This is a genomic window from Streptomyces sp. NPDC059564 (assembly GCF_042735575.1).
Taxonomy (GTDB): Bacteria; Actinomycetota; Actinomycetes; order Streptomycetales; family Streptomycetaceae; genus Streptomyces.
The window spans coordinates 1-13910 of sequence record NZ_JBHWBP010000194.1 but is presented as its reverse complement, the minus strand read 5'-3'; the positions used below and the strand labels follow the sequence as shown (position 1 = coordinate 13910).

15 protein-coding genes are annotated in these 13910 nt (G+C 72.1%); 10 read left to right on the top strand and 5 right to left on the bottom strand.

Annotation, left to right across the window (positions count from 1 at the left end; genetic code table 11):
* Window positions 1-81: 81 nt before the first annotated feature.
* The gene (sepH, locus tag ACFV0Q_RS26935; protein WP_385008942.1) at window positions 82-1152 is read right to left on the bottom strand and encodes a septation protein SepH; all 1071 of its coding nucleotides are present in this window, start codon (window positions 1150-1152) and stop codon (window positions 82-84) included.
* Window positions 1153-1657: 505 nt separating this feature from the next.
* On the opposite strand from sepH, the gene ACFV0Q_RS26930 reads away from it, so the two are divergent.
* A complete protein-coding gene (locus ACFV0Q_RS26930) occupies window positions 1658-2503 on the top strand; it encodes a hypothetical protein (RefSeq protein WP_385008941.1) in 846 nt (281 codons plus the stop codon).
* Window positions 2504-2517: 14 nt separating this feature from the next.
* Here ACFV0Q_RS26930 and ACFV0Q_RS26925 read toward each other — a convergent pair whose 3' ends face one another.
* Both ACFV0Q_RS26925 and ACFV0Q_RS26920 read right to left on the bottom strand, forming a co-directional pair.
* On the bottom strand, window positions 2518-3846 hold the full coding sequence (locus ACFV0Q_RS26925) for a D-arabinono-1,4-lactone oxidase (RefSeq protein WP_385008940.1): 1329 nt from the start codon (window positions 3844-3846) through the stop codon (window positions 2518-2520).
* The gene (locus tag ACFV0Q_RS26920) at window positions 3797-5053 is read right to left on the bottom strand and encodes an MFS transporter (protein ID WP_385008939.1); all 1257 of its coding nucleotides are present in this window, start codon (window positions 5051-5053) and stop codon (window positions 3797-3799) included. Before ACFV0Q_RS26920 ends, ACFV0Q_RS26925 begins: the two co-directional genes overlap by 50 nt.
* Before the next feature lie 185 nt (window positions 5054-5238).
* Here ACFV0Q_RS26920 and ACFV0Q_RS26915 point away from each other — a divergent pair, with 185 nt between their 5' ends.
* Together ACFV0Q_RS26915 and ACFV0Q_RS26910 are read left to right on the top strand one after the other, a co-directional pair.
* Complete coding sequence (locus ACFV0Q_RS26915; protein WP_385008938.1) at window positions 5239-6399, top strand: ferrochelatase; 1161 nt, start codon at window positions 5239-5241, stop codon at window positions 6397-6399.
* 11 nt (window positions 6400-6410) lie between these two features.
* Entirely contained in the window at window positions 6411-7214 is an 804-nt protein-coding gene (locus ACFV0Q_RS26910) for an inositol monophosphatase family protein (protein ID WP_385008937.1), read from the top strand.
* Window positions 7215-7324: 110 nt separating this feature from the next.
* Here the strand turns inward: ACFV0Q_RS26910 and ACFV0Q_RS26905 are convergent, their stop codons facing one another.
* Window positions 7325-7492, bottom strand: coding sequence for a hypothetical protein (locus ACFV0Q_RS26905; protein ID WP_164720975.1), 168 nt, complete (start codon window positions 7490-7492; stop codon window positions 7325-7327).
* Window positions 7493-7774: 282 nt separating this feature from the next.
* Between ACFV0Q_RS26905 and ACFV0Q_RS26900 the strand changes: the two genes are divergently transcribed.
* From ACFV0Q_RS26900 to ACFV0Q_RS26885, 4 genes are all read left to right on the top strand, one after another.
* On the top strand, window positions 7775-8428 hold the full coding sequence (locus ACFV0Q_RS26900) for a response regulator transcription factor (protein WP_266573503.1): 654 nt from the start codon (window positions 7775-7777) through the stop codon (window positions 8426-8428).
* Window positions 8429-8432: 4 nt separating this feature from the next.
* Window positions 8433-9677, top strand: a complete 1245-nt coding sequence (locus ACFV0Q_RS26895; protein ID WP_266573502.1) for a HAMP domain-containing sensor histidine kinase — start codon at window positions 8433-8435, stop codon at window positions 9675-9677.
* A gap of 384 nt (window positions 9678-10061) precedes the next feature.
* Window positions 10062-10358 (top strand): DUF4193 domain-containing protein, encoded by a 297-nt coding sequence (locus tag ACFV0Q_RS26890; RefSeq protein ID WP_385008936.1) that lies wholly within the window; start codon window positions 10062-10064, stop codon window positions 10356-10358.
* A 10-nt stretch (window positions 10359-10368) separates the two neighbouring features.
* A complete protein-coding gene (locus ACFV0Q_RS26885; protein ID WP_385008935.1) occupies window positions 10369-11295 on the top strand; it encodes a hypothetical protein in 927 nt (308 codons plus the stop codon).
* 127 nt (window positions 11296-11422) lie between these two features.
* Here the strand turns inward: ACFV0Q_RS26885 and ACFV0Q_RS26880 are convergent, their stop codons facing one another.
* Window positions 11423-11893 (bottom strand): DUF3093 domain-containing protein, encoded by a 471-nt coding sequence (locus tag ACFV0Q_RS26880; protein ID WP_385008934.1) that lies wholly within the window; start codon window positions 11891-11893, stop codon window positions 11423-11425.
* A gap of 58 nt (window positions 11894-11951) precedes the next feature.
* Between ACFV0Q_RS26880 and ACFV0Q_RS26875 the strand changes: the two genes are divergently transcribed.
* The 3 genes from ACFV0Q_RS26875 to ACFV0Q_RS26865 are packed head-to-tail and all read left to right on the top strand — an operon-like array spanning window position 11952 to window position 13865.
* Window positions 11952-12536: a PaaI family thioesterase gene (locus tag ACFV0Q_RS26875; RefSeq protein WP_385008933.1), complete on the top strand. Its 585-nt coding sequence runs from the start codon at window positions 11952-11954 to the stop codon at window positions 12534-12536.
* A complete protein-coding gene (gene dut, locus ACFV0Q_RS26870; protein ID WP_385008932.1) occupies window positions 12536-13081 on the top strand; it encodes a dUTP diphosphatase in 546 nt (181 codons plus the stop codon). Before ACFV0Q_RS26875 ends, dut begins: the two co-directional genes overlap by 1 nt.
* Before the next feature lies 1 nt (window position 13082).
* On the top strand, window positions 13083-13865 hold the full coding sequence (locus tag ACFV0Q_RS26865) for a DUF3710 domain-containing protein (RefSeq protein ID WP_385008931.1): 783 nt from the start codon (window positions 13083-13085) through the stop codon (window positions 13863-13865).
* Window positions 13866-13910: the final 45 nt, after the last annotated feature.

Here is a 13910-nt window from a genome sequence, read left to right as displayed (position 1 = left end):
GAGGGAAAATGTCCATCGTGGGCACATTTCGACTCCCGTACCCTCATCAAGAAGCCTTCTCTTGCAGTGACCCCGCAGCTCCTACTCCTGCTTCTTGCGCCGGGTCCCGAAGACGATCTCGTCCCAGCTGGGCACCGCCGCGCGGCGCCCGGGCCGTACCCCGTCGGCCTCGGCCTGACGGTCCGTCGTGCCGGTGAGACGTTCGCGATGGCCCGCGACGGTACGAGGCATCAGCACGTCCGCGTACGCCGATCCGGCGCCGGCCGACGCCGCCGCGGCCGGGGGCTCCTCGCTCTCGGGCTCCTCGGCGGGGGGCTCGGCGCCGCGGTCGGTCCGGTCCGGGACCACCATGTCCCCCCGGAAGCTCGGGACCGCTTCCAGCAGGCTGGTCAGCGTGTCCCGTTCCTCCTCGGGTTCCGGTGCGGGCGCGGACCGGGGGTCGGGCCGCTCCAGCTGCCGGTCGAGGGCCCGGTCCAGCGGCCGGTCGCGGGGCAGGCGGGCGATCCTCGGGACGAAGGGGAAGCTCGGCTCCGGGGTCGACGGCAGGTCGTCCGACTCGCCGATCAGGGAGCGCGCCTCGTCGTCCACGGCCACGACCAGCCGGCGCGGCGGGTCGTACGTCCAGCTGGCCGAGTGCGCTTCGGCGGCCACCCGGTAGACCAGCAGGACCTCCCAGGTGCCGTCGTCGCGGCGCCAGGAGTCCCACTGGACGGAGTCCTTGTCGGCCCCGCGCAAGGTGAGCCGTTCCTGCACGGCTTCGCCGAGCTGCGGTCCGGTGTTCTCGCCGGGACGCCGTACGGGGGTCTTGCGGGCCCGCTCCGCCATGAAGGCGCGCTCGGCCAGGACGGGACCCTCGAAGCGGCGGACCCGGTCGACCGGGATGCCGGCGAGCTGAGCGACCTCCTCCGCGGAGGCGCCGGCCCGTATGCGGGCCTGGATGTCGCGGGGGCGGAGGTGGCTCTCCACCTCGATCTCGATCTGGTTCAGGCGCGCACGGTCGTTGCGTACGGCAGCCCGTAGACGCTCGTCGATCGGAAGCGTGTACTCCGTGCTGTCCGCAGCCTTGAGCACCAGTCGTGTTCCGTCATTTGAGACGGCCACGACACGCAGTTCGGGCATGGGGACCTCCCGGGTGGTGCCTGCCGACGTCACGTGCGTCGCTGCTTCCGCTAGTCGAGTGTGGCCTGCCCGGGTGCAGCCTGCCACAACCTTGCCGAGTTAAACCGGCGTGTCGGGCAAGCGCCCTTGATCGACGTTATGGCACGGTTACCTGTTGGGCACGCACAGTGACCGCGTGGTTACTGTGCGCAGCAGGAGCCCGTGCGATACCGCGGCATCACCGGTCTTGAGTGCCGTTTTTCCATCAGCCGGCCCCCTCTCCCGAGTCCGGACATCCGTAAGGAAGGACGGCCCCAGGGCTCGCCACAGTACTCCATTCGGGCCACCTGGGTGGACCGCCGCGCCGCCGAACTTGTCCCGGGCGGCGGGAGTTGGGCTGCCCGGAATCGGGCCCGTGGCGGGGCCCACCTGCACGCGCGTCCGTTTTCGGGTGTCTTGCTTCACAGAATCCGCAGAACCGGAACTATCCCTTTCGTTCAGGTGTCAGTAACTGCTGGAAGAGGAGAAGCACGAGAGGCAGGACGCACAGGGGATGGCGATGGGTCAGAAGGCGGCGCGGGAAAGCGAACCGGAGAAGTCCGAGGGCGGGAAGCTCGATCTGAGCGTCGCCCAGATCGCGGGTTCCTCCCTGGCGACCGTGGCGGCGGCCCTGCTCGCCTCGAAGCTGGGTGTCTACGGGACCATCCTCGGCGCCGGCGTGGTGAGCGTGGTCGCCACGGCCGGCGGCCCGGTCATCCAGCACGTCTTCCGGCGCACCGGCGACCAGCTGCGCGAGAGCGCCCGCCCGAAGGCCCGCCAGGTGCCGCTGCCCGGCGCAGGGGAGTACGCGGATGCCGCGCACCCCTCGGGGGAGTTCGGCGAGGGCACCGTGCACGGCACCCGCGTACGGGGCTGGAAGCGCACGGCGGTGGCCTCCGGGGCGGCCTTCGCCCTGGCCATCGGCGGCCTCGGGACCTACGAGGCCGTCGCCGGCACCTCGATCAGCAGCGACGGCGGCACCCTGCTGTCGGCCGGCTCCCGCAAGGCCCCCGACCACCGTCCGTCCCCGTCCGAGAAGGAACGGGACGGCGGCGGTTCGGGCGAGCGGGGGGAGAAGGACGGGAAGAGCCCCGGTTCCGGGACCTCCCCGAGCCCTTCCACCTCGGGAGGCACGGGCGGCCACAGCCCCGCCCCGGGCACGACGCCCTCGGGGAGCCCGACGCCGCCGGTGACGCCGAGCCCGCCGGCCTCCCCGGGCGCCACGCCCTCCAAGCCCGTCACCCCGCCCGCCCCGACGCCCGGTACCGGCGGCTCGGGAACGGGCACCGGCAGCGGCTCCGGCACGGGCTCCGGCACCGGGCAGGGCGCGGACGGCCTGGAGCAGGGCGGCCTGAGCGCTCCCTGACCGGCCGGGCGGGCTCAGGCCCCGAGCACGCGCCGCAGGTAGTCGTTGCCGAACACCCGGTCCGGGTCAAGCCGGTCGCGCAGCGCGGTGAACTCCCCGAAGCGCGGGTAGACCTCGGCGAAGTACTCCGCGTCCCGCGTGTGCACCTTGCCCCAGTGCGGCCGCCCGCCGTGCGCGGTGAAGATGCGCTCCGCGGCCGTGAAGTAGGCCTGGTACGGGGTGCCCTTGTACATGTGCACCGCGATGTACGCGGTCTCCCGGCCCGAGGCCGTGGACAGGGTGATGTCGTCGGCCGGAGCCGTGCGCACCTCCACCGGGAAGCTGATCCGCAGCGGGGAGCGGTCGACCATCGCCTTGAGTTCCCGCAGCGCCTCGACGAGCCGCTCGCGCGGAAGGGCGTACTCCATCTCCACGAAACGCACCCGGCGCGGGCTGGTGAACACCTTGTACGGGATGTCCGTGTAGGTGCGCGCCGACAGGGCGCGGCTGGCGACCCGGGCGATGGCGGGGACGGTCGCCGGGAGCGCGCGGCCCAGCGAGTTGACGGCCTGGAAGACCCCGTTGGACAGCAGTTCGTCCTCGACCCAGGCGCTCAGGGCGCCGGGCGGGGCGGCCGGGCCCTGGCTGCGGTTGTTGCGCTTGGTGTTGCAGTTGCCCGTGTGCGGGAACCAGTAGAACTCGAAGTGCTCGTTCTCCGCGACGTGCTGGTCGAACTCGGCGGTCACCCGGTCGAAGGCCATGGGCTCCTCACGGGCGGTCAGGAAGAAGAGCGGCTCCACCGCGAAGGTGAGCGAGGTGACGATGCCCAGGGCGCCGATGCCGAGCCGGGCGGCGGCGAAGACCTCAGGGTTCTCCTTCTCGGAGCACGCCAGGACCTGTCCGTCCGCGGTGACCAGCTCCAGGGCGCGGATCTGGGCGGCTATGGAGGCCGAGTCGCGGCCCGTGCCGTGCGTGCCGGTGCTCGCGGCGCCCGACACCGTCTGCTCCATGATGTCGCCCATGTTCGTGAGCGAGAGGCCCTGCGCGGCCAGGGCCAGGTTGAGGTCCTTCAGGACCGTGCCGGCCGCCACCGTGACCGTCCCGGCGGTGCGGTCGACCGACTGGATCCCGGTCAGGGCCTGAGGCCGTACGAGCACTCCGTCGGTCGCCGCCGCCGCGGTGAAGGAGTGGCCGGTGCCGACCGCCTTCACCCGCAGTCCCTCCCCGGCGGCCCGGCGGACCGCCTCCCGGAGCTCCCCGACCGAGGTCGGGCTCACCACGCGCGCGGGCGTGGCGCTCACGTTGCCCGCCCAGTTACGCCACGTGGTCTGCCGGTGTTTCTGCGCTGCTGTCCCCGTCGCCATCGGTGGAAGGCTCCTCCCCTTGCGCCGGCCTCGTCAGCCGGCGGTAACCCGCGAACGCCACCGCCGCCGCGGCGGCTCCCGACGCGATCGAGACGACGTATCCGCGCTGGGCGCCGGCCGCGTCGATGACGAGACCGGTCACGGAGGAGCCGACCGCGACCCCGACCGCCAGGCCGGTGCTGATCCAGGTCATGCCCTCGGTGAGCTTCGCGCGTGGTACGTGCGCTTCGATCAGGGCCATCGTGGTGATCATCGTGGGAGCGATGGCGAGGCCCGAGACGAAGAGCGCCACGGCCAGAAACGGAAGGTTCCCGGCCAGTAGGAGGGGGATCATACTCACGGCCATCGCACAGATGCCCAGTACCCACCTGCGTTCGGTCCGGCCCTTGAGATGGAGCAGGCCGAAGACGATGCCCGCCAGGCAGGATCCGGCCGCCCAGATGGCCAGGATGAAGCTGGCGGAGGCCTTGTGGCCCTGCTCCTCGGCGAAGGCCAGGGTGGACACGTCGATGGAGCCGAAGATCGCGCCGGTCGCCACGAAGGTGGCCGTCAGCACCTGGAGGCCGGGGGAGCGCAGGGCGGAGGTGCGCCGCGTCCGCTCGTCGCGCGGGTGCGGCGCGGGTTCGGTGGAGCGCTGGGCGGTGAGCAGCCAGACGCCGACGAGCAGGCAGACGGCCGCGATCAGCGGGCCCGCCTCGGGGAACCAGGTGGTGGAGAGCCCGATGGCGAGGATGGGGCCGAAGATGAAGCAGACCTCGTCGACCACGGACTCGAAGGAGTACGCGGTGTGCAGCTCGCGGGGCGAGTCCCGGTAGAGGGTGGTCCAGCGGGCGCGGACCATCGATCCGACGCTCGGGACGCAGCCCGCGATGGCGGCGAAGACGAAGAGGGTCCAGTCGGGGAGGCCGTTCGCGGCGGCCAGCAGGAGGCCCGCGACCGCGGCGACGGAGATCAGCGTCGCGGGGCGCAGGACCCGCCGCTGCCCGTACTGGTCCACCAGCCGGGAGACCTGGGGGCCGATGACGGCGGCCGCCAGCGCGAGGGTGCCGGTGAGGGCGCTGGCCATCGCGTAGCGGCCGGTGATCTCCGAGATCATGGTCAGGATGCCGACGCCCACCATGGAGATCGGCAGCCGGCCTATGAGGCCGGCGGCGCTGAACCCCTTGGTGCCGGGGGCCGCGAAGATCGCGCGATAGGGACTAGGCAAGGTGTCTCCGTAAGGGACGTCAACGGCCCATACAGGTTACGACCGCCGATACGGCACCCGCACGGGGAACGGCCGGAACGTTTCCGCTCGGGCCGCTGGAACTTAGGGTCACCTTACCTGTGGCGCGTCCGGGATGCGGACCGGGCGGTTCTCCCCGGCGGACGCCGGGTGGCAGGATTCGAGGCATGTCAGACCAGCTCCGTGCCCCCGACGCGCCCGTGGCCGAAGGCCTCGCCGCCCCCTACGACGCCCTCCTGCTGCTGTCCTTCGGCGGCCCCGAGGGACCCGACGACGTCGTGCCGTTCCTGGAGAACGTCACGCGCGGGCGCGGCATCCCGCGCGAGCGGCTGAAGGAGGTCGGACAGCACTACTTCGGCTTCGGCGGGGTCAGCCCCATCAACGGGCAGAACCGCGCACTGCTGGACGCCCTGCGCAAGGACTTCGCCGGGCACGGGCTGGACCTGCCGGTGTACTGGGGCAACCGGAACTGGGCCCCGTACCTGACCGACGTGCTGCGGGAGATGGTCGCCGACGGCCGCCGCCGCATCGCCGTCCTCGCCACCAGCGCCTACGCCTCGTACTCGGGCTGCCGCCAGTACCGCGAGAACCTCGCCGACGCGCTGGCCGCCCTCGAAGCGGAGGGCGTGGCCGAGCTGCCCCGGGTGGACAAGCTGCGGCACTACTTCAACCACCCCGGCTTCGTACAGCCCATGATCGACGGCGTGCTCGCCTCGCTCGCCGGGCTCCCGGACGCGGTGCGCGACGGCGCCCACCTGGTCTTCACCACCCACTCCATCCCGACCGCGGCCGCCGACGCCTCGGGCCCGGCCGAGGAGCACGGCGAGGGCGGGGCCTACGTCAAGCAGCACCTGGACGTCGCCAAGGTGATCGCCGACGCGGTCCGCGCGGAGACGGGCACCGAGCTGCCCTGGGAGCTCGTCTACCAGTCGCGCAGCGGCGCCCCGCACATCCCCTGGCTGGAACCGGACATCTGCGAGCACCTGGAGGCCCTGGACGCCGCCGGCGCCCCGGCGGCGGTGATGGTCCCGATCGGGTTCGTCTCCGACCACATGGAGGTCCTGTACGACCTCGACACCGAGGCCACGGCGAAGGCCGCCGAGCTGGGTCTGCCCGTCGCCCGCTCCGCGACCGTCGGCGCGGACCCGCGGTTCGCGGCGGCCGTACGCGACCTCGTGCTGGAGCGGGCCGCCGCCGAACGCGGCGAGGGCGTCCGGCGGTGCGCGCTCGGGCTGCTCGGAGCCGGTCACGACCTCTGCGCCGTGGGCTGCTGCCCGGCGCGCGAGCCCCGGCCCGCGGCCGCGGGCGCCGACAGTCCGTACGCGTAGGGAGCGGGACCTTGATCTCCGAAGAACTGAAGGCCGAACTGCTGTACGTGGGCCTGGAAGCCGCCCGGCGGGCCGGGGAGCTGCTGCGCGACGGCCGCCCCGCGGACCTGGCCGTGGCGGCGACCAAGTCCAGCCCGGTCGACGTGGTGACCGAGATGGACATCGCGGCCGAGAAGCTGATCACCGGGATCCTCGCCGAACGGCGGCCCGAGGACGGGCTGCTGGGTGAGGAGGGCGCCGACGTGCCCGGTACCAGCGGGGTCCGCTGGGTCGTCGACCCGCTGGACGGCACCGTCAACTACCTTTACGGGCTGCCCAGCTGGGGCGTGTCCATCGCCGCCGAGTACCGGGGCGAGACGGTGGCCGGGGTGGTGGCGGCCCCGATGCGCGGGGAGACGTACCACGCGGTGCTCGGCGGCGGGGCCTGGCTGGGGTCGGCCCGGCTCGCGTGCCGGCCGGCCGCGCCGCTGGACCGGGCGCTGATCGGCACCGGGTTCGCGTACGTCCAGACCCGGCGGGCCCACCAGGCCGAGGTCGCCCGGCGGATCATCCCGCTGGTGCGGGACGTCCGGCGCGGCGGATCGGCGGCGCTCGACCTGTGCGACGTCGCCGCGGGGCGCCTCGACGGGTACTACGAGCGCGGGCTGAACCCCTGGGACCTCGCCGCGGGCGACCTGATCGCCCGTGAGGCGGGGGCCCTCACCGGCGGGCGGCCCGGGGAACCGGCCTCGGGCGAGCTGGCCCTGGCGGCCTCCCCGGCCGTCTTCGCCTCGCTCCAGCCGCTGCTGGAGGAAACCGGGGCCTGGCACGACTGACGCCCCGTCCGGACATGCAGCCCGGACATGGGACCCGGACATGAAAACGGACCCCGGCAGCCGAAAACGGCGGCCGGGGTCCGGTCGGGCTGGGGCCGGGTGCTGAGGGGTCAGGCGGCGGACACGGGCACGCCGTGTTCCGCGGCGAGCCGCTGGAGATCTTCCAGCTCGGCCTGCTCCACATCCGCGAGGTAGTCGTCGCCCGTCTCACGGGCCTTGCTGAGGTCCGACTGCGTGGCTTTGATGCGCTGCAGAAGACCCGCGGTGAATGCGTCCATGGTGGGTGCGCCCCCTCTTCGTGGGTCGGCGGCGGAGAGCACGGGCAGTCCGCCGTCAGGGAGTGGTTGGGGTGTTCTCACGTCCTCCCCGGCACCCTGGGCCCAGAAACCTCGTAAGACGAGGGAATCCTCACCTCCACCTCATCCACACGCCGTGTCCACCCCCGTACACGTGTCCGCCGAGGGCTCCGAGGGACGCCTTACAGCCGGTTTACGGCGGAAACCGGCAGGATGGAGGCGCAATACACGTGTGCCCTTCTGGGCTCGAAGGAAGGAAACGACGTGCGCGTACTCGTCGTCGAGGACGAGCAACTGCTCGCCGATGCGGTGGCCACCGGCCTGCGCCGGGAGGCCATGGCCGTGGACGTCGTGTACGACGGCGCCGCTGCCCTGGAGCGCGTCGGGGTGAACGACTACGACGTGGTCGTGCTCGACCGGGACCTTCCTCTGGTCCACGGGGACGACGTCTGCCGGCGGATCATCGAGCTCGGCATGCCCACCCGTGTGCTCATGCTCACCGCCTCCGGCGACGTGAGCGACCGGGTCGAGGGCCTGGAGCTGGGGGCGGACGACTACCTGCCCAAGCCCTTCGCCTTCACCGAGCTGACCGCCCGCGTCCGGGCGCTGGGGCGGCGTACGACCGTGGCGCTGCCGCCCGTCCTGGAGCGGGCCGGGATCAAGCTGGACCCCAACCGGCGCGAGGTCTTCCGGGAGGGCAGGGAAGTGCAGCTGGCGCCGAAGGAGTTCGCGGTGCTGGAGGTGCTCATGCGCAGCGAGGGGACCGTGGTCTCCGCCGAGCAGCTGCTGGAGAAGGCCTGGGACGAGAACACCGACCCCTTCACCAACGTGGTCCGGGTGACCGTGATGACGCTGCGCCGCAAGCTCGGGGAGCCGCCCGTCATCGTGACCGTGCCCGGCTCCGGATACCGGATCTGATCCGGTGGCCGCGACCCCGGCGCCACCGGCGGCGCCACCGAAACCGACCTGGGACCCCGGCCAGCCCGAGGGTCCCTTCCCTTGGCTGAGACCGACCATCCGGATACGGCTCACGCTGCTGTACGGCGGCATGTTCCTGATCGCCGGGATCCTGCTGCTGTCGATCATCTACCTGCTGGCCGCGCAGGCCCTCCGGGAGGGCAACGCGCTCCCGTTCAAGATCGTCGGGGGTCAGCAGGTCGAGGTCTCCAGCACCACCTGTTCCGGGGTGGGCGTGCACCAGTCGATCGACCAGTTCAACGCCGCGATCGGGCAGTGCATCCTCGACCAGCGCAAGCGCGCGCTGGACGACCTGCTGCGCCGCTCGCTGATGGCCCTGCTGGGCCTCAGCATCATCGCGTTCGCCTTCGGCTACGCGATGGCCGGCCGGGTGCTCTCGCCGCTGGGCAAGATCACCCGTACCGCCCGGCGCGTGGTCGGCTCCGACCTGACCCGGCGGATCGAGCTGGACGGGCCGGACGACGAGCTGAAGGAGCTCGCCGACACCTTCGACGAGATGCTGGACCGCCTGGAGCGGGCCTTCACGGCCCAGCAGCGCTTCGTGGCCAACGCCTCGCACGAGCTGAGGACCCCGCTGGCCATCAACCGGACGTTGCTGGAGGTGCACCTGTCGGACCCGGGGGCGCCGGTGGAGCTCCAGCAGCTGGGCAAGACGCTGCTGGCCACCAACGAGCGCAGCGAGCAGCTGGTCGAGGGCCTGCTGCTGCTGGCCCGCAGCGAGAACCAGATCGTCGAGCGCAAACCGGTCGACCTGGCGGAGGTCGCCTCGCGCGCCATCGACCAGGCGCGCGGGGAGGCGGCGGCGAAGGGCGTGGAGATCCGCGGCGAGCGCGCGCTGGCCGTGGTCCAGGGCAACGGCGTCCTGCTGGAGCGGATCGCCCTCAACCTGGTGCAGAACGCCGTCCGGTACAACGTGCCGGAGGGCGGCTGGGTGGAGGTCACGACCGAGGTCCAGCACGGCCAGGCGGTGCTCCTCGTATCGAACACGGGTCCCGTTGTTCCCGCGTACGAGGTGGACAACCTCTTCGAGCCCTTCAGACGGCTGCGTACGGAGCGAACGGGCAGCGACAAGGGTGTGGGGCTCGGCCTGTCCATCGCGCGCTCCGTGGCGCGCGCACACGGCGGACGCATCCTGGCGACCCCCCGCGAGGGCGGTGGCCTCGTGATGCGCGTCACGTTGCCCCTTTGATCCACCAGGGGCCGTGTTCGCTGTCAGCGGAATGGCAGGGAGTGGCGACCGGTGGTATCTGTGTGATCGATCACATTGTCGAGTGGCGGGTCATGTGCGTTCAGTGACCTTGGGGCGGCCGGAAAGCCCGGGAAGTCCGGGTTTCCGGCCCCCCTGATGGCGGGAAATACACGGGGTGGCGTTTGTGCAAGACGGCCCCCGGACCGTGTACGGTCCCGGTCGTCATCCCAGCTACAAGCCCCTTCGGGTGCGCGGCTGGGTGTCGATTGAGTAACAGACCTTGATGTGAGGCAAAATCTCCGCCTCAGGTCGGGCACAAGTCCGGCCTCTCGCGCGTTACGTGCGCTGAGACACCGCTAAATCCCAGAGGGGGAGAGCGAAAAAATGGCAACGGACTACGACACCCCACGCAAGACCGACGATGACGTCGACAACGACAGCATCGAGGAGCTGAAGGCACGGCGCAGCGAGAAGTCCTCTTCGACCGTAGATGTCGAGGACTTCGACGGCGCCGAAAGCCTGGAGCTGCCCGGCGCGGACCTTTCCAATGAGGAACTGGCCGTCCGGGTCCTTCCCAAGCAGGCCGATGAGTTCACCTGCACGAGCTGCTTCCTGGTGCACCACCGCAGCCAGCTGGCACGGGAGAAGAACGGCCAGCCGATCTGCCGCGACTGCGACTGAGGCCTCGGCCGTGACCGGCTCGACGCCCTTTCGGAAGCGACGCTTCCGGAAATCTGGCGGTCCGGCGGAGACGCAGGCGGCCACGGGCCCGGAAACGGGCCCCGGTGCCTCCGGCGCCTCGGCCTCCGAAGGGACCGCCGTGCCCTCCGGCGCCGTGGAGGCGGTGCCGTCGGCCCCAGCGGCCGACGAGGGGTCCCGGGACAAGCCCGGGGCGGGTCGGATGCAAGCCGTCAAGAACGGTGTGCGCAAGGGCGGCGAAAGCGCCAAGGCCGCCGCCCTGTACATCACCGAGCGCATCATCGAGAACGCACCGCGCGTTCCGGTTCGGGACCTCGCGACCCTGCGCGCGCAGTTCCCGGGCCTTGATCCCGATCAGCTGGCCGACAAGCTGATCTCCGGGGCCGCCCATGCCACGTCGACCGTCGGCGCGGGCATCGGCGCCGCGGCGATGCTGCCGGTTCCGCCCGCGATGCCGGCGGAGCTGGCCGCGGAGATCACCGCCGTGGCCGCGATCGAGCTGAAGCTCGTCGCCGAACTCCACGAGGTCTACGGACAGCGGCCGCCCGGCGCCCTGAAGGACCGCAGTCACGCCTACCTCACGGCTTGGACCGAGGAACGCGGGATCGACCTGACAAAGCCGACGACGCTGAACGCGGCGCTCGGCGGGCAGATGAAGCGCGAATTGCGCCAGCAGATCATGAAGCGGATGTTCCGCAACCTGCCCAACCTCATGCCGTTCATGGTGGGTGCGGCGGTCGGAGCGGTCATGAACCGCCGCGACACGCGGAAACTCGCCGAGAAGGTGCGTGGTGACCTGCGGCGGCGTGCCGTGCCCTGGGGCGCCCTGCCGGAGGCTCCGCCCCCTGACGCCCCCTTCCAGCCCCTTCCCGGGGTCGCCAGGGCCGAGCTGGAGGGCCCGGAGCGCGAGGAGGACTGAGCCTGCCTCCCGGGGCTCCGCCCCGGACCCCGCGCCTCAAGCGCCGGTGGGGCTGGATTTTGGTGCGGCGCCGTTGGACCGGGCGCCGCGTATCAGGCGCCGGCGGGGCTGGGATTCGGCTCCCGTCTCAGGCGGCCGCGGAGTCGGTCTTCGCCGCGCGGATGGCCGCCGCCAGGGACTGGGGCTCGCGGGTGGAGACGTAGACGTACGGGGTCGGGTCCGCCGGGTCGGTGACCTCGATGCGGACCGCCGTCGGGACGTAGCTCCGCATCAGCATGAACGCGCGGGTGTCGGCCTTGTACGTGCGCCAGGCGCGGGCCTCCTCCGGCTCCAGGATCTCCGGCTCGCCCAGCGCCGTCACCGGGATCCGGGCCTCGCCCGCGGCCAGGGACCCGTTCACCACGCGCACGCGCGCGGAACCGTACGAACTCACCAGCATCCCCGCCAGCGCGCTGCCGCCGACGAGCCCGGCCAGCGGCGGCAGCGCGCCCAGCGGGAGCAGCATCAGGGCGCACGCCAGACCGGTCAGCGCGGCGATGCCCCACCAGGCGCGGGGGGCGGAGAGGCGTTCGTCGTGGTGCGCGGGGGAGAGCTGCATGGGGGCAAGCCTCCCACGAGGCGACCGGCGGGTAGCCGCGCGGGTAAGGTCTGCGGCTGTGAGTGGACGAAACACAGCGTTGACGCCCCCGGCCGATGCCGTCGCACCGGTCCGGCATCCCGATGCCCCGGCCCCCGGTGAGCTCCTCGGTGCGCACTACGAGCACTGTTTCGGCTGCGGCGAGGGGCAGTCGCACGGGCTCCACCTGGAGGCCCGCGCGGGTGAGGGCGTGCGCGTCACCGCCGAGTTCACCGTCAAGCCCGCTCACCAGGGCGCTCCCGGGCTCGCCCACGGCGGCGTCCTGGCCACCGCGCTGGACGAGACGCTCGGCTCCCTGAACTGGCTGCTGCGCGTCATCGCGGTCACAGGCCGGCTGGAGACCGACTTCGTGCGGCCCGTGCCCGTGGACACCGTGCTGCACCTGGAGGCCGAGGTCACCGCCGTCGCCGGGCGGAAGATCTACTCCAAGGCCGTCGGCAGGATAGGCGGCCCGCAGGGTCCGGTGGCCGTACGCGCCGAGGCCCTGTTCGTCGAGGTGAAGGTCGACCACTTCATCGACAACGGTCGGCCCGAGGAGATCCGGGCGGCGATGGCCGACCCGGACCAGGTCAGGCGCGCACGCGCCTTCGAGGTGAACCCCTGATGTCCCAGAACAACCACGCACCCCGTTACGACGTCGACGTGCTGATCCGTCGCGTCGACCCCGAGGTGCCCCTGCCCGCCTACGGTCACCCCGGCGACGCCGGCTGCGACCTGGTGACCACCGCGGCCGCCGAGCTGGAACCCGGGGAGCGGGCCGTACTGCCCACCGGGATCTCCATCGCGCTGCCCGACGGGTACGCCGCCTTCGTGCACCCGCGCTCGGGCCTGGCCGCCCGCTGCGGGCTCGCGCTCGTGAATGCCCCGGGGACGGTGGATGCCGGGTACCGTGGGGAAATCAAGGTGATCGTGGTCAATCTCGACCCGCGCGAGAGCGTCAGGTTCGAGCGTTTCGACCGCATTGCCCAGCTGGTTGTCCAGCGGGTCGAGAAGGTGCGCTTCCACGAGGTGGAGGAGCTTCCCGGCTCGGCCCGGGCCGACGGGGGGTTCGGCTCCACCGGCGGTCATGCGGCCGTGGCCGGATCCGGCGCTGGTCAGCAGGGTGGGAATGGCTACGCTTCGGTCGTAACCGACCGGGAAGGACAGTGACGTGTTCGGACGTCGCAAGAAGAACGACTCCGTCAAGGACGGCGGCGCGGCCGAGCAGGTCGACGGCGTGCGCGCCGACGAGCCGGACGACGCCGACGGCCTCGACTCCGCCGGGCCGCGCAGGGTGAACCTGCCTCCGGCCCCGCGGCCCGACGGCCCGTGGGACGTCTCCGAAGTGCCCGGAAACCCGACCGACGGCCGGGTCGACCTGGGCGGCATCCTCGTACCCGGTGTCGAGGGCATGGAGCTGCGCGTCGAGGTCGCCGGGGACGCGATCGTCGCCGCGACCGTGGTCCTCGGGGACAGCGCCGTGCAGCTGCAGGCCTTCGCCGCGCCCAAGAAGGAGGGCATCTGGGGCGAGGTCCGCGAGGAGATCGCCTCGGGCATCACCCAGCAGGGCGGCATCATCGACGAGGTCGAGGGCCCGCTGGGCTGGGAGCTGCGCGCGCAGGTGCCCGTCCCGCTGCCCGACGGCCAGACCGGCGCACAGCTCGTGCGCTTCGTCGGCGTCGACGGGCCGCGCTGGTTCCTGCGCGGCGTGATCTCCGGCCAGGGCGCGGTGCGCCCCGAATCGGCCGGAGTGCTGGAGCAGATCTTCCGGGACACCGTCGTGCTCCGGGGCGAGGGCCCGATGGCCCCGCGCGACCCCATCGTCCTGAAGCTGCCGAACGACGCCCAGATGGTGCCGGACGGCGTGCAGACGGCCGAGGAGCAGGAAGGCTCCCGCTTCGGCGGTGGAATGGGCCAGCTGGAGCGCGGCCCGGAGATCACCGAGGTCCGCTGACCCGCGATTCCTCAACCGTGGCCGGTGGGGCCCCGCACCGTCGGG

What these genes read in the sequence shown, in the direction of transcription:
- ACFV0Q_RS26930 (WP_385008941.1), top strand. Translation starts at nt 1,658, where the DNA reads ATGGGTCAGAAGGCGGCGCGGGAAAGCGAACCGGAGAAGTCCGAGGGC.
- ACFV0Q_RS26925 (WP_385008940.1), bottom strand. Translation starts at nt 3,846, where the DNA reads ATGGCGACGGGGACAGCAGCGCAGAAACACCGGCAGACCACGTGGCGT.
- ACFV0Q_RS26915 (WP_385008938.1), top strand. Translation starts at nt 5,239, where the DNA reads ATGTCAGACCAGCTCCGTGCCCCCGACGCGCCCGTGGCCGAAGGCCTC.
- ACFV0Q_RS26905 (WP_164720975.1), bottom strand. Translation starts at nt 7,492, where the DNA reads ATGGACGCATTCACCGCGGGTCTTCTGCAGCGCATCAAAGCCACGCAG.
- ACFV0Q_RS26890 (WP_385008936.1), top strand. Translation starts at nt 10,062, where the DNA reads ATGGCAACGGACTACGACACCCCACGCAAGACCGACGATGACGTCGAC.
- ACFV0Q_RS26880 (WP_385008934.1), bottom strand. Translation starts at nt 11,893, where the DNA reads ATGCAGCTCTCCCCCGCGCACCACGACGAACGCCTCTCCGCCCCCCGC.
- dut (WP_385008932.1), top strand. Translation starts at nt 12,536, where the DNA reads ATGTCCCAGAACAACCACGCACCCCGTTACGACGTCGACGTGCTGATC.